Genomic DNA, 13784 nt, shown 5'->3' with positions numbered 1-13784 from the left:
AACCCAAGCACACCTTTTCCGGGGCCACCCCTCTCCCATAGCCGAAGCTTCGCTTCGGCGTCTCTTAAGAGGACGGCCGCCGGAGGCGGCCTACGCCTCCCCCGCAAGGGGGGAGGGAGCGCAGATTGCCTGTGGCGCGAGTCGGGCTCTTACGATCGTCTCGAAGCCGAAAAGGCAGCCCCATGACCGCCCTGTCCGCCCTCATCCGCCGGGATATCAGGATCGCGCTCCGCGTTGGCGGCGGGGCGCTGATCGGCGTGCTGTTCTTCCTGACCGTGGTGGTGCTGATGCCGTTCGCGGTGGGGCCGGACCTCGCGTTGCTGTCGCGGCTGGGGCCGGCCATTCTCTGGCTCGGCGCCCTGCTGGCGAGCCTGCTGACGCTGGACCGGCTGTTCATGGCCGACCATGAGGACGGCTCGCTCGACCTGATCACGATGAGCCGGACGCCGCTGGAACTCGCCTGCGCGGCGAAAGCGCTGGCGCATTGGCTGGCGGCGGGCCTGCCGCTGATTGTCGCAACCCCCGTGCTCGGGCTCTTGCTCAACCTCGACATGGTCGCGACCGGCGCGGTGGCCCTGACGCTGCTCGCGGGCACGCCGGCCCTGACCTTTACCGGCATGATCGGCGCCGCGCTGGCGGTGACGCTGCATCGCGGCGGGCTTTTGATGGCGGTTCTGGTGCTGCCGCTGTCGATCCCGGTGCTGATCTTCGGGGTCGCGGCCTCCCAGGCGGTGATCGTCGGTCCCATGTCGTTCGGCGCGCCGTTCTCGATCCTGTGCGCGCTGTCGCTGGTCAGCCTCGTGATCGGCCCCTTCGCGGCGGCGGCGAGCCTGCGGCATGGCCTCGACTGAGATGAGCTCGACCGACCTTGACCCCGATCAACTTTCGCTGCGCGCTTTTATGCTGATTGCGTGAGTGCTGACCTGTGATTATCAGAATACCATGACGCTGATCGACCTCGCCAACCCGACACGGTTCCTCGCGCTGACGGCGCGGGTGTTGCCGTGGCTTGCGGCCGCGACCGTCATCCTGCTCGCGATCGGCCTCTACCAATCCGCGCTAGCGCCCGACGACTACCAGCAGGGCGCGACCGTGAAGATCATGTTCATCCACGTGCCCAACGCCTGGCTGTCGATGTTCGTGTGGGGCGTGATGAGCGTCGCCTCATTGGGCACGCTGGTGTGGCGGCATCCGCTCGCCGACGTCGCCGCGAAGGCGGCAGCTCCCATCGGCGCCGCCTTCACCTTCCTCGCGCTGCTGACGGGTTCGCTGTGGGGCCGGCCGATGTGGGGCACCTATTGGGAATGGGACGCTCGCCTGACCTCGGTGCTGATTCTGTTCCTGATGTATCTCGGCCTGATGGCGCTGTGGCGCGCGGTCGACGATCCCTCGCGCGCGGCGCGCGCCGCCGCGGTGCTGACGCTGGTCGGCGCGATCAACCTGCCCATCATCAAGTTCTCCGTCGACTGGTGGAACACGCTGCACCAGCCGGCTTCGGTGATGCGCATGGGCGGTTCGTCGCTCGACAAATCGTTCCTGATTCCGCTGCTGGTGATGGCGATCGCGTTCACGCTGCTGTTCGTCACGTTGCACCTGGCGGCGATGCGCAACGAGATCCTGCGCCGCCGTGTCCGCTCGCTGCAGATGATGCAGGCGAGCCGCATGGCGTTTTCGAGCGAGATGGGCGACGGTTTGCGTCAAAACAACGCGTCAAACGAAGTCGGGGCCGCATGATCATGTCGCTCGGTCCCTATGCCTCCTTCATCGTGACGTCCTATGCCGCAGCCGCGCTCGTGGTCGCGATCCTGATCGGCTGGATCGTGCTGGACTATCGCAGCCAGACCCGGCGCCTGCGCGACCTCGACCGCAGCGGCATCACCCGCCGCTCGGGGCGCAGCGCGATGGATCGGCCATGAGCGAGCAGTCGACTTCCGCGAGCCCGCAGCGCCGCACCTTCCTGATGGTGCTGCCGCTGATCGCCTTCATCGGCCTGGCGCTGCTGTTCTGGTTCCGGCTCGGCAGCGGCGATCCTTCGCGGATTCCCTCCGCGCTGATCGGACGGCCGGCTCCGCAGACCGCGCTGCCGCCGCTCGAGGGATTGCAGGCCGACAACGTCCAGGTGCCGGGGCTCGATCCCGCCGCGTTCAAGGGCAAGGTCAGCCTCGTCAACGTCTGGGCGTCCTGGTGCGTACCCTGCCATGACGAGGCGCCGCTTCTGACCGAGCTGGGGAAAGACAAGCGCTTCCAGCTCGTCGGCATCAACTACAAGGACGCGGCCGACAACGCCCGCCGCTTCCTTGGCCGCTACGGCAACCCGTTCGGCCGCGTCGGCGTGGATGCCAACGGCCGCGCCTCGATCGAATGGGGCGTCTATGGCGTGCCGGAGACCTTCGTCGTCGGACGTGAGGGCACCATCGTCTACAAGCTGGTCGGTCCGATTACGCCGGACAATCTGCGGAGCGTGCTGCTGCCGCAGATGGAGAAGGCGCTGAAGTAGTTACTGTCATTCCGGGGCGGCTCGCAGAGCCGAACTATGGTGTGCACTTGCGCACCTGAGAATCTCGAGATTCCGGGTTCACGCTTCGCGTGCCCCGGAATGACATCAAACAGTCACCCCTTCCTCACATCCCCCGCATCCGCCTCGCTCGCTTCCAGCGAGACCGGCTCGAGGTGATAGCGCTTGGTCAGCGGCATCTGGGCGATGGCGAAGATCATCGTGATCGGCGTCACGCCGAACACCTTGAAGTTCACCCAGAAGTCCGTGCTCTGGGTGCGCCAGACGATCTCGTTCAGCACGGCCATGCCGGCGAAGAACAGCGCCCAGCGCAGCGTCAGGATGCGCCAGCCCTGCGGCGTCAGGTTGAACATCTGGTCGAACATCACGGCGATGAAGGAGCGGCCGAACAGCAGCCCGCCGCCGAGGATGGCGGCGAACAGGCCGTAGATGATGGTCGGCTTGACCTTGATGAAGGTCTCGTCGTGCAGCACCAGCGTCAGCGTGCCGAACACCAGCACGATCACGCCCGTCACGATCGCCATGATCGGGATATGGCGCGTCACCACATAGGAGGCGATCATCGCCGCGACGATCGCGACCATGAAGGCGCCGGTCGCGGCGAACAGATTGAACTTCGCATTCACGAAGAAGAAGACGAGCAGCGGACCGAGTTCGGTCGCAAGCTTGAACAGCGGATGCGGCTGGGTCTTGTCCATTCCCTGACTTTCGTTGATGTCATCCCCCGCGAATGCGGGGGATCCAGTATTCCGTGGCACCTGTGATCGACAACCGGCGGCGCGGCGTACTGGATGCCCCGCCTGCGCGGGGCATGACGAAAGAAACCTATGACTCGATTCCGGCGATCGCACGGGCGAAATCGCGCGCGGTGAACGGCGCGAGATCGTCGACGCCTTCGCCGACGCCGATGAAATGCACCGGCAGTTTGAATTTCTCCGCGAGCGCCACCAGGATGCCGCCGCGCGCCGTGCCGTCGAGCTTGGTCATCACGAGGCCGGTGACGCCGGCGGTGCGATGGAAGGCCTCGACCTGCGACAGCGCGTTCTGGCCGACGGTGGCGTCGAGCACAAGCAGCACCGCATGCGGCGCAGTGTCGTCCACCTTGCGGATGACGCGCACGACCTTTTCGAGCTCGTTCATCAGCTCGGCCTTGTTCTGAAGCCGCCCGGCGGTGTCGATCAGGAGCACGTCGGTTTTCTGCTCCTTCGCCGCCGTCAGCGCGTTGAAGGCGAGGCTCGCCGAGTCGGAGCCTTGCGTGCCCGCGATGACCGGTGTTTTCGTACGCTCACCCCAGACCTTGAGCTGCTCGATGGCTGCCGCGCGAAAAGTGTCGCCGGCGGCCAGCATCACCTTGCGGCCTTCGGAGGCGAATTTTTGCGAGAGCTTGCCGATGGTGGTGGTCTTGCCGGAGCCGTTGACGCCGACGACGAGGATGACGAACGGCTTCCTGGCCGCATCGATCTCGAGCGGCTTCGCCACCGGCGCCAGCACCTTCTCGACCTCGGTCGCAACGACGTCCTTGACCTCGTCGGCCGAGATCGCCTTGTCGTAGCGCCCGGTGCCGACGGCGTCCGCGATGCGCACCGCGACGGATGTGCCGAGGTCGGCGCGCAGCAGCACGTCCTCGATGTCGTCGAGCATGGCGCGGTCGAGCTTGCGCTTGGTGACGAGGTCGGCGACCGCGGTCCCGAGCGAGGACGAGGTGCGCTTCAGCCCGTTGGACAGGCGGCGCCACCAGCTCAGCTTGGGGGGATCTGACGTGGTATCGTTCATGATGCTCGTGCCGACGATTTGAAGTTCCTACTCTCTTGCCGCAAGTCCGGTTAGGAACTTCAAATCGAAGAGCGGCACGAGAAAATATTGTTGCCAGTGCGGCCCTGGATTTGGCATTCGCTTCACATTTCGCGGCAGCCGCTGAGCGAATGCCAAATCCACCGCACTGGTGTGTTAGCCGTTCCGGCTCCCAAACGAAAGTCTTGACCGAAAGTCCTGCCATTGCTCGATGTTCCCGAACTGACCGCCGACGAAATCCTGGGCCGCGTGCTCCATCGCGACGGATTGATGCTGGTCATCGACAAGCCGGCCGGTCTGCCGGTGCATCGCGGCCCCAAGGGCGGCGCCAATCTGGAGGCATCCTTCGACGCGCTCCGTTTCGGCCTGCCGCGGCCGCCGGTGCTGGCCCACCGGCTGGACAAGGACACCTCCGGTTGCCTCATCCTCGGCCGCCATCGCAAGGCGACCGCCTCGCTCGGCCTGCTGTTCAAGCACGGCAAGATCGGCAAGACCTACTGGACCGTGGTCGAAGGCGGGCCCGCCGAGGACGAAGGCACCATCGATATGCCGCTCGGCCGGCTCAATGCCGAGCGCGGCTGGTGGCAGAAGCCCGATCCCGAAGGCCAGAAGGCGATCACCAACTGGAAGGTGATGGGCCGGGGTGACGGTTTCACCTGGCTCGCCATGGAACCGGTGACGGGGCGGACCCATCAATTGCGGGTGCATTCGGCCGCGACCGGCTGGCCGATCTTCGGCGATAACATTTACGGCAACGGCCCGCGCTTCGGCGAGCCGAAGCTGCACCTGCACTCCCGCGAGATCGTAGTGCCGATCTCCCGGAACAAGGAGCCGGTCCGCGTGGTGGCCCCGGCCCCGCCGCACATGCACGAAAAACTGCGCGCCTGCGGGTGGAATGGGGAATAGGTGCCGTTCACCTCTCCCGCTTGCGGGAGAGGGAGCGCAGCGCCGCCGCGGCAGCACTTCGTTCTCCTCGGCCATGGTTTACGAAACGTTCAGGGCTCGCCTCTAATGATAGCGGTCGCTTAGAACAAGCTTCCGTCAATCCGCTCAGGACGAGCCGCGCGTCATGTCCAAGGCCGAGCTATCGATCATCGACGAGGTCGAATCCGCAATTCGGATTGGCTCGGCGGAAAAGGGCCTGGAGACGGCCCGCCGCGTCACCGACCTGTTCCTGTCCTCCGCCGGCAGTTTTGACGACGAGCAGATCGCGCTGTTCGACGAGGTGCTCGAGCGCCTGATCGGCACCATCGAGCTTCGCGCCATCGCCGACATGGGCGCACGCGTGGCGCTGGCCGAGATCAGCGCACAGCTGGCGCCGATCGCACAGGCGCCGCCCTCCGTGATCCGCCGCCTCGCCAACAATGACGAGATCCGCATCGCCGGTCCCGTGCTCCAGGAATCCGCGCGCCTCGACGACGGCGAGCTGGTGAGGATCGCATCATCCAAGGGCGAGCCGCATCTGCTCGCGGTCGCCGGGCGCTGGTGGCTGAAGGAGATCGTCACCGACGCGCTGCTGGCGCGCCGCTATCCCAGCGTCAGCCGGCGGCTCGCGGCCAATCCGGGCGCACGCGTCTCCGGAAACGGATTTGCCGTCATCGTCGGACAGGCGGAGAGTGATCCGGAGCTCGCCGTCAGCGTCGGCGTCCGCGTCGATCTGCCATCGGAGCTGCGCCGCCAGTTGCTGCGCTCGGCGACGGACACGGTTCGCACCCGCCTGCTGTCGCGCGCGCCGCCGCATCTGTTCGAGGAAATCCAGGGCGCGATCGCCGCCGTTACCGCCGGCGTCACGCGCGAGATGTCCGGTGTCCGCGATTTCGAAGGCGCCAAGCGCGCCATCGCAGGTCTCAAGGCATCCGGCCAGCTCAACGAGGCGACGCTGTTCAGCTTTGCCAAGCAGCGGCGCTATGAAGAAACCGTCGCGGCGCTGGCGGTGTTGTCGCAATCCACCGTCGAGGTGATTCGCCCGCTGATGCAGAGCCTGCGCGAGGACGGCCTGCTGGTGCCGTGCAAGGCGGCGCAGCTCAGCTGGGAAACCACCGCCGCCGTGCTCGAAAGCCGCTTCGCCACCGGCGCGATGAAGCCGGCGGATCTTGCGAGAGCGCAGGGGCATTACGCACGAATGACGCCGGAGAACGCGCGGCGCACGCTGCGGTTCTGGCAGGTGCGGGCGTCGTAGCGGAGCGGGTTTGAGGCGCGCTGCGGGCCACGCCCTCCGCTGTCGTCCTGGCGAAAGCCAGGACCGATAACCACCGAGTTCAATTTGGCGAAGACTGGTGGTTGGCAATCCCGTGCAACAACTTCTCCCTGGGGTAATGGGTCCTGGCTTTCGCCAGGACGACGACGGCAAATTACGTGGTCAACCGCTCACCATCGCTGCCGACGATCATCCGCGGCACCACGCTCCCCACGCGCGCGCCCGCGATCGCCACCGGCAGATAGTGCTCCGTGCGGCCCTGGCTCTCACTTTCGATCAGCACATCGCGCGTTGCGCCAATTTCGGCTTGCAGCCTCTGACGCAATGCTGCCTCTCCAGCCGCACGCAGCCGCCGCGCGCGTTCCTTGATCTCAGGTCCCGCAACCTGCGGCATCCGTGCGGCGGGCGTGCCGGGGCGCGGGGAGTAGGGGAAGACGTGCAGGAAGGTCAGGCCGCATTCCTCGACCAGATCGAGCGAGCGGGAAAACATCGCCTCGGTCTCGGTCGGGAAGCCCGCGATGATGTCGGCGCCGAAGGCGACGTCCGGGCGCAGGCGCCGCACCTGGTCGCAGAAGGCGATCGCATCGCCCCGCAAATGCCGCCGCTTCATGCGCTTCAAGATCATGTCGTCGCCCGACTGCAGCGACAGATGCAGATGCGGCATCAGCCGCGCATCGTCCGCGATCGCATCGAGCAGATCGTTGTCCGCCTCGATCGAATCGATCGAGGAGATGCGCAGGCGCTTCAGCTCCGGCACATGCCGCAGGATCTGCTTCGTCAGCATGCCGAGCTTCGGCGCGCCCGGCAGGTCGGCGCCATAGCTGGTGAGGTCGACGCCGGTCAGCACGATCTCGGCATGGCCGCGCTCCGCCAGCGCCCGCACCTGCTCGACCACGCTGCCCATCGGCACCGAGCGCGAATTGCCGCGGCCATAGGGGATGATGCAGAAGGTGCAGCGATGGTCGCAGCCGTTCTGCACCTGCACGAACACGCGCGGCAGGCCGCTTGCGAAGCCGTCGATGAGATGCGGCGCCATCTCCTTCACCGCCATGATGTCGCTGACGGCAATCTTCTCCCTGGCGCCGATGTCGAAGGCATCGCGCGCCTCGCGCCAGGCATCGCTGCGCATCTTGTCGTCATTGCCGACGACGCGATCGACCTCGGCCATATCGGCGAACATCCGGCTCTGCGTCTGTGCGGCGCAGCCGGTGACGACGATGCGCGCCCCCGGCCGCTCGCGCTTCAGCTTGCGGATCGACTGCCGCGCCTGCGCCACCGCCTCGTTGGTGACGGCGCAGCTGTTGATGACGATGGTGTCTACGAGACCTGCGCCTTCGGCTTTGCCGCGGATCACCTCGGCCTCGAAGGCGTTGAGGCGGCAGCCGAAGGTGACGATATCGACGGACATTATCCGACCGGCGCGAACAGCGCCGGATCGAAATTGCCCTCATATTCGAAGGTCGCGGTGCCCGTCATCAGCACGTGGTCGTCGCGCTCGCGCCATTCGATGCCGAGCTTGCCGCCGGGCAGCGTGATCTCGACGTTGCGACTGGCGCGCTTCAGGCGTGCCGCGGCGACGGCCGTCGCGCAGGCCGCCGACCCGCAGGCCCTGGTGAGGCCGGCGCCACGCTCCCAGGTGCGGATCGTGATGTGGTCGCGGTCGACGATATGGGCGAGCGTGATGTTGGCGCGCTCGGGGAAGATCGGATGGTTTTCCAGCAGCGGGCCAAAGCGCGCGAGGTCATAGGCGTTGACGTCGTCGACCCAGAAGATCGCGTGCGGGTTGCCCATGCTCACCACTGAGGGCGAATGCAGGATCGGATTGTCGATCGGCCCGATCTGCAATTCGATGTAGCGGGTGTCGCGAAACTCTTCCGCCAGCGGAATGTCCTGCCAGCCGAACTTGGGCACGCCCATGTCGACGGTGTAGAGATCGGGCGCCGGGCCCTGCCAGGCATTGAGCAGGCCGGCGGCCGTCTCGAACGTCGCCGTTGCCTGCCCGGTCTTCTCGAAGATGCGCCGCACCACGCAGCGCATGCCGTTGCCGCAGGCGCCGGCTTCGGAGCCGTCATTGTTGTAGATGCTGATGAAGGCCTCTGTGCCGTCGAGCCGCGGCTTCTGAAGCACCATGAGCTGATCGTAGGGCACGCCGCCCTGCGCGGATGCCACCGCGCGGGCATCGTCCGGCGTCACCTTTGCCGTGGAATCGCGCATGTCGACAACGACGATCTCGTTGCCGATGCCGTTCATCTTGGCAAATGCGTGGTTGGCCAGCGCGCTCATGAAATTTCCTGAATTTCGCCTGCCTTATATGGCGATCCTTGGCCGCTTGGCCAGTGATTTGCCGCCGGGCGCCAGGAGGTTCGCCATGACGCATCTGTCATGGGACGAATTCGGCGCTCGCGTGTTAGAACGGCGCGGTTCGCGCGAACCGGGGCGCGCGGCCGGGTTAAGGCCTTGGTGGGTAAGGTCTTGATGAATTAGGGCCTTGCTGGACCAAGGCCTTGGGGAGAATAAAATGAACACTTTTCGTCGTCTCGCTCTGGCCGCGCTGATCCCGGCAGCGGCCTTGTCGCTTGGGCTATCCGCCGCTCTGGCGCAGAGCCCGAGCCCGGCGCCGGCTGCCTCGGCGAGCCCCTCGCCGGCCCCGTCGGCCTCGCCCGCCCCGGCTGCAAGTGCCTCGCCCGCTCCCGTGGCAACGCCCTCGCCTGCGGCGAGCGCCTCACCGGCGCCCGCAGCCAGCGCCTCGCCCAGCCCGACGGCCCCGGCTGTCGCCGCCACCCCCGCCCCGGTCCAGACCGCCGATCCCTTTGGCCTCGAGACCACGCTCGAGTCCAGGAAGGTCGTGATGGTCAAGGGCACCGCCAATTGGGACTCGGCCTTCGACACGCTGGTCGATGCCTTCAAGGCGCTGAACACGCTCTTGGACAAGCAGGGCATCAAGCACGCCGGCAATTCGATGATCGTCTATACCTCGACCGACGACACCGGCTTCACCTTCCTCGCCGAGATTCCGGTCGAGCAGGATCCCAAGAACCTGCCCAAGGACATGAGCGTCGGCAAATCGCCTGAAGGCAAGGCGCTGAAATTCGTCCATCGCGGCTCCTACGACAACATGGACAACACCTACGAGGCGATCACCAATCACCTCGACGACAAGAGACTGGAAGCCAAGGACACCTTTATCGAGGAGTACCTCACCGATCCCCTGAAGACGGCGGAGGACAAGCTCGTGATCAATGTTTTCGTGCCACTGAAGTGAGACCGATGAAAAAGCCTGCCGTACTCGCCGCCGTTTTCGCTGCCACGCTGCTGGCAACGCCCGTGTTCGCCGACGATTTTCCCTCCGCGATCTCGGTGAGCGGCGAGGCCACCGTTTCAGTGGCGCCCGATCTTGCACAGATCGACGCGGGCGTCGCCAATGACGCCAAGACGGCGAAGGAAGCCTCCGACGCCAACAACGCCGCGATGGGCAAGGTGCTGCTGGCGTTGAAGGGGGCCGGGATCGCCGAGAAGGATTACCAGACCTCACGGCTGTCGCTGCAGCCGCAATACGGCCAGAACAAATCCACCGGCGCCTCGCCCGTGGTCGGCTTCCGCGCCTCCAATCGCGTCACCGTCAAGATTCGCGATGTGACCAAGATCGCCGGCATCATCGACACGCTGGTCAGCGCCGGCGCCAACGATATCGGCAACATCTCGTTCGAGGTGACGCAGGCGTCAAAACTGCTCGACGACGCCCGCGAGCAGGCGGTGGCGGATGCCCGCCGCAAGGCCGAGATCTACGCCAAGGCCACCGGCGTCACGCTGGGTGCACCGCTCAGCGTCTCCGAAGGCGGCGCGCCGGTGCCGTTGTTCAAGGCGCGAATGGCCACGGCACCGATGGCCGCACCCGCCGCCGTCGCACCGGGCGAGGAGACGCTGTCGGTGACGGTGAATGTGAGCTGGGCGATCAAGCAGGGGCAGTAGACGTAGCGCCGTAAGAGGCACACTGCTCGCTACAAATACAACTGTCGTCCCGGCGAAGGCCGGGATCCATACCGCGTGACCTTTCGGTAGGCGCAGGTCGCCGTACCGCGGGAAGACTGAAAACGACGAGTCTTCGTCAAACATCTTGCTGTGGGTATGGGTCCCGGGCTCGCGACTTCGTCGCGCCCCGGGACGACGAGCTGTATGGGTGGCGACAGCGGAGCTAGATCTCCACCACCTGCCCCGGCTTCATCGCGACGAACCGCTGCTGCGGAATCTGCGCGGCATCCAGCGCCTCGACCAGCGCTTTCGCAGGTGCGTCGATCGCCTCGTCCGTCAGCTGGAAAGTGCCGTGATGATGCCCGAGCGCGTCCTGCGCGCCGCAATCGAGCAGCGCCTTCACGGCATCTTCCGGATTCATGTGCTGGTCGCGCATGAACCAGCGCGGCTCGTAGGCGCCGATCGGGAGGATCGCCAGGCGTAACGGCCCGTGCTTCTCCGCGACGCGGCGGAAATGTCTGCCATCGCCATAGCCGGAATCGCAGACGACGTAGATTTTCCCGGCCGGCGTCTCCAACACAAAACTCGCCCACAGCGCCTTGTTGCGATCGAACAGGCCTCGCGCCGTCCAGTGCCTCGTCGGGACCAGATGCACCGCGATGCCGCCGCCGAGCTCGACGCGGTCGTGCCAGTCGAACGCCTCGGCCTTGATCGACGAGTCGGTGCTGCGCATCGTCACGTCATTGCCGAGCGGCGTGACCACCCGCGGAGCAAAATTCTTGGCGAGGCGCGCCAGCGTCGCGATGTCGAGATGATCGTAGTGCCCGTGCGAGACCAGCACGACGTCGATCTTCGGCAGCTTCTCGAAGGCGATGCCGGGATCGTTGTGCCGCTTCGGGCCGGCAAAGCCGACGGGCGACACCCGCGAGGACCAGACGGGATCAACGAGGATGTTGAGGCCACCGGCCTGGATCAGCCAGCTGGCGTGACCGACGAAGGAGAGCCGTGCCTTGCCGCCGTCGACGCGCTCCGGCGGGGTGTCGGCATGGGGGCTCGGAGCCCAATCCGGCCAGGTCGCCCGCTGCCGCTTGCCGCTGAACTGCCAGCGCAGCACCTCGCGAAGCGGTTTCGGCGGCGCGCCGTCGGGATCGAAGAAGTGCAGGCCGTTGAAATGGTCGGAGGCGGGACCGTCATAGGTCTTCATGCTAGATATCCAGAGGGAGGGGACGCCGACCAGCGCACCGGCTCCGGCAAGCAGTCCGAAAAGGCGGCGGCGGGCGACCGGCACCGGCGGGATTCTAGGGATGGTCGGGACGGCAAGACATCACCGCCTATATGGGCGGGGCCGCCAGAAAAGGAACCCATCGCCAAAAGAGTCATAATTTCAGAGCCTTGCCCTGGCAGGGGCGTTCCGGCGCCCTATCTTTCCTTGACTTTTTGGCGGGAGCGGCGTTTAACCCCGCCACTTTCTCGGAAAGGCTTTCTTTTCGACCCGCCGACTGGCCCTGGAGGCCAGAGGTCAACGCCCGACAGCGCTATGCGCCCTCGGGCGCAAAGGTGTTTGGAAGATCGCTTCCTGGCTGCAGGCCACGGACCGAGAACTGGTCATCCCCCGCGAAGGCGGGGCATGACAGAGGTGAATGCGGCAACCCTGCGCAAGCAGGACAAGGGACAACGGCATTGTTCGACAATCTGTCGGAACGGCTTGGCGGCATCCTCGATCGTCTGACGGGGCGCGGGGCGCTGACCGAAAAGGACGTCGACGCCGCGATGCGCGAGGTGCGCCGCGCGCTGCTGGAGGCCGACGTTGCGCTCGAAGTCGTGCGCAGCTTCACCGAACGCGTCCGCGAGCAGGCGATCGGCGCCACCGTCGTCAAGTCGGTGACCCCCGGCCAGATGGTGGTCAAGATCGTCCATGACGAGCTGATCAACACCCTCGGCGCCGAAGGCCAGACCATCGACATCAATTCCGTGCCGCCGGTGCCGATCATGATGGTCGGCCTGCAGGGCTCCGGTAAGACCACCACCACCGCGAAGCTCGCCCGCCGCATGGTCCAGCGCGACAAGCGCAAGGTGCTGATGGCCTCGCTCGACGTCTATCGCCCGGCGGCGATGGAGCAGCTGGCCGTGCTCGGCCGCGATCTCGACATTCCGACCCTGCCGATCGTGGCGGGACAGCAGCCGGCGCAGATCGCAAAGCGCGCGCTGGAAGCCGGCAAGCTCGGCGGCTACGACGTCGTGCTGCTCGACACCGCCGGCCGCACCACGCTCGACGAAGACATGATGGCGGAAGCCGCAGCCATCAAGGCTGCCGCGAATCCGCATGAAGTGCTGCTGGTCGCGGACTCGCTCACCGGCCAGGACGCCGTCAATCTTGCCCGCGCCTTCGACGAGCGCGTCGGCCTCACCGGCATCGTGCTGACCCGCGTGGACGGCGACGGCCGCGGCGGCGCCGCGCTGTCGATGCGTGCCGTCACCGGCAAGCCGATCAAGCTGATCGGCACCGGTGAAAAGACCGACGCGCTGGAGGACTTCCATCCCGACCGTATCGCCGGCCGCATCCTCGGCATGGGCGACGTGGTGTCGCTGGTCGAACGTGCCGCCGCCAACATCGACGCCGAAAAGGCCGCGCGCACCGCCGAGCGCATGCGCAAGGGTCAGTTCGACCTCAACGACATGCGCGAGCAGCTGTCGCAGATGGCCAATATGGGCGGCATCAGCGGCCTGATGGGCATGATGCCCGGCATCTCCAAGATGAAGAACCAGATCGCGGCCGCCGGGATCGACGACAAGATCTTGAAGCGCCAGGTCGCCATCATCGATTCCATGACGCGCGACGAGCGCCGTCATCCCGACCTGCTCAAGGCCAGCCGCAAGAAGCGCATCGCCGCAGGCAGCGGCCAGAGCGTCGAGCACGTCAACAAGCTGCTCAAGATGCACCGGAACATGGCCGACGTGATGAAGGCCATGGGCTCGGGCAAGCGCGGCCCGCTCGCCGGCATCGCCCAGGCGATGGGCTTTGGCGGCGGCATGAAGATGCCTTCGCCCGAAGAGATGAAGGCGATGCAGGAGAAGATGCAAAGCGGCGGCGGACAAGGCCTGCCGAATTTGCCGAAGGATTTGCCGCCCGGTCTTCGCACCGGCCTGCCGAACCTTCCTGGACTGACCGGGCTGAGCGGCAAGCCGACGCTGCCGGGCCTCGGCGGTTTCCCGGGCAAGAAGAAATGAGGAATTCGTCGCACGGGATCGCATCGGTCTCGCGCAACGCGGAATACCAATCAACCGAACAAACTGTACTTTGAAGGAGAACTG

At 66.0% G+C, this 13784-nt stretch carries 14 protein-coding genes; 9 read left to right on the top strand and 5 right to left on the bottom strand.

From position 1 onward, the window contains the following. The first annotated feature begins 182 nt into the window (after nucleotides 1–182). The 4 genes from ccmB (at nucleotide 183) to AAFG50_RS00900 (ending at nucleotide 2497) form a co-directional block, all read left to right on the top strand. Nucleotides 183–851, top strand: a complete 669-nt coding sequence (ccmB, locus tag AAFG50_RS00915; RefSeq protein WP_011083299.1) for a heme exporter protein CcmB — start codon at nucleotides 183–185, stop codon at nucleotides 849–851. 91 nt (nucleotides 852–942) lie between these two features. Then, nucleotides 943–1734 (top strand): heme ABC transporter permease, encoded by a 792-nt coding sequence (locus tag AAFG50_RS00910; protein ID WP_028174875.1) that lies wholly within the window; start codon nucleotides 943–945, stop codon nucleotides 1732–1734. Next, a complete protein-coding gene (gene ccmD / locus AAFG50_RS00905) occupies nucleotides 1731–1916 on the top strand; it encodes a heme exporter protein CcmD (protein ID WP_028174876.1) in 186 nt (61 codons plus the stop codon). Before AAFG50_RS00910 ends, ccmD begins: the two co-directional genes overlap by 4 nt. Next, nucleotides 1913–2497, top strand: coding sequence for a DsbE family thiol:disulfide interchange protein (locus AAFG50_RS00900; RefSeq protein WP_028174877.1), 585 nt, complete (start codon nucleotides 1913–1915; stop codon nucleotides 2495–2497). Before ccmD ends, AAFG50_RS00900 begins: the two co-directional genes overlap by 4 nt. A gap of 113 nt (nucleotides 2498–2610) precedes the next feature. Here AAFG50_RS00900 and AAFG50_RS00895 read toward each other — a convergent pair whose 3' ends face one another. Beyond that, on the bottom strand, nucleotides 2611–3213 hold the full coding sequence (locus AAFG50_RS00895; RefSeq protein ID WP_011083303.1) for a septation protein A: 603 nt from the start codon (nucleotides 3211–3213) through the stop codon (nucleotides 2611–2613). A 127-nt stretch (nucleotides 3214–3340) separates the two neighbouring features. After that, nucleotides 3341–4288 (bottom strand): signal recognition particle-docking protein FtsY, encoded by a 948-nt coding sequence (gene ftsY / locus AAFG50_RS00890; protein ID WP_011083304.1) that lies wholly within the window; start codon nucleotides 4286–4288, stop codon nucleotides 3341–3343. 222 nt (nucleotides 4289–4510) lie between these two features. On the opposite strand from ftsY, the gene AAFG50_RS00885 reads away from it, so the two are divergent. Together AAFG50_RS00885 and AAFG50_RS00880 are read left to right on the top strand one after the other, a co-directional pair. Beyond that, nucleotides 4511–5212, top strand: a complete 702-nt coding sequence (locus AAFG50_RS00885) for an RNA pseudouridine synthase (RefSeq protein WP_028174878.1) — start codon at nucleotides 4511–4513, stop codon at nucleotides 5210–5212. Between the two features lie 163 nt (nucleotides 5213–5375). Continuing rightward, complete coding sequence (locus tag AAFG50_RS00880) at nucleotides 5376–6485, top strand: DUF2336 domain-containing protein (RefSeq protein WP_028174879.1); 1110 nt, start codon at nucleotides 5376–5378, stop codon at nucleotides 6483–6485. Between the two features lie 172 nt (nucleotides 6486–6657). On the opposite strand, the gene mtaB is transcribed toward AAFG50_RS00880, so the two are convergent. After that, entirely contained in the window at nucleotides 6658–7911 is a 1254-nt protein-coding gene (mtaB, locus tag AAFG50_RS00875) for a tRNA (N(6)-L-threonylcarbamoyladenosine(37)-C(2))-methylthiotransferase MtaB (protein WP_028174880.1), read from the bottom strand. After that, a complete protein-coding gene (gene dapF / locus AAFG50_RS00870; protein ID WP_028174881.1) occupies nucleotides 7911–8786 on the bottom strand; it encodes a diaminopimelate epimerase in 876 nt (291 codons plus the stop codon). The genes mtaB and dapF overlap by 1 nt, the downstream gene beginning before the upstream one ends. A gap of 235 nt (nucleotides 8787–9021) precedes the next feature. Between dapF and AAFG50_RS00865 the strand changes: the two genes are divergently transcribed. Together AAFG50_RS00865 and AAFG50_RS00860 are read left to right on the top strand one after the other, a co-directional pair. Beyond that, a complete protein-coding gene (locus AAFG50_RS00865) occupies nucleotides 9022–9765 on the top strand; it encodes a GyrI-like domain-containing protein (RefSeq protein ID WP_081006296.1) in 744 nt (247 codons plus the stop codon). Nucleotides 9766–9770: 5 nt separating this feature from the next. Next, nucleotides 9771–10472 carry an SIMPL domain-containing protein gene (locus tag AAFG50_RS00860; RefSeq protein WP_028174883.1) on the top strand — a complete coding sequence of 234 codons (702 nt, stop codon included), beginning with the start codon at nucleotides 9771–9773 and terminating at the stop codon, nucleotides 10470–10472. A gap of 223 nt (nucleotides 10473–10695) precedes the next feature. Here AAFG50_RS00860 and AAFG50_RS00855 read toward each other — a convergent pair whose 3' ends face one another. Further along, a complete protein-coding gene (locus AAFG50_RS00855) occupies nucleotides 10696–11760 on the bottom strand; it encodes an MBL fold metallo-hydrolase (RefSeq protein ID WP_162185885.1) in 1065 nt (354 codons plus the stop codon). Between the two features lie 392 nt (nucleotides 11761–12152). On the opposite strand from AAFG50_RS00855, the gene ffh reads away from it, so the two are divergent. Beyond that, nucleotides 12153–13700, top strand: coding sequence for a signal recognition particle protein (gene ffh / locus AAFG50_RS00850; protein ID WP_028174885.1), 1548 nt, complete (start codon nucleotides 12153–12155; stop codon nucleotides 13698–13700). Nucleotides 13701–13784: the final 84 nt, after the last annotated feature.

The sequence above is a fragment of the Bradyrhizobium sp. B039 genome (assembly GCF_038965675.1).
Classification (GTDB): domain Bacteria; phylum Pseudomonadota; class Alphaproteobacteria; order Rhizobiales; family Xanthobacteraceae; genus Bradyrhizobium; species Bradyrhizobium diazoefficiens.
This window is presented reverse-complemented; position numbering and strand designations above follow the sequence as displayed.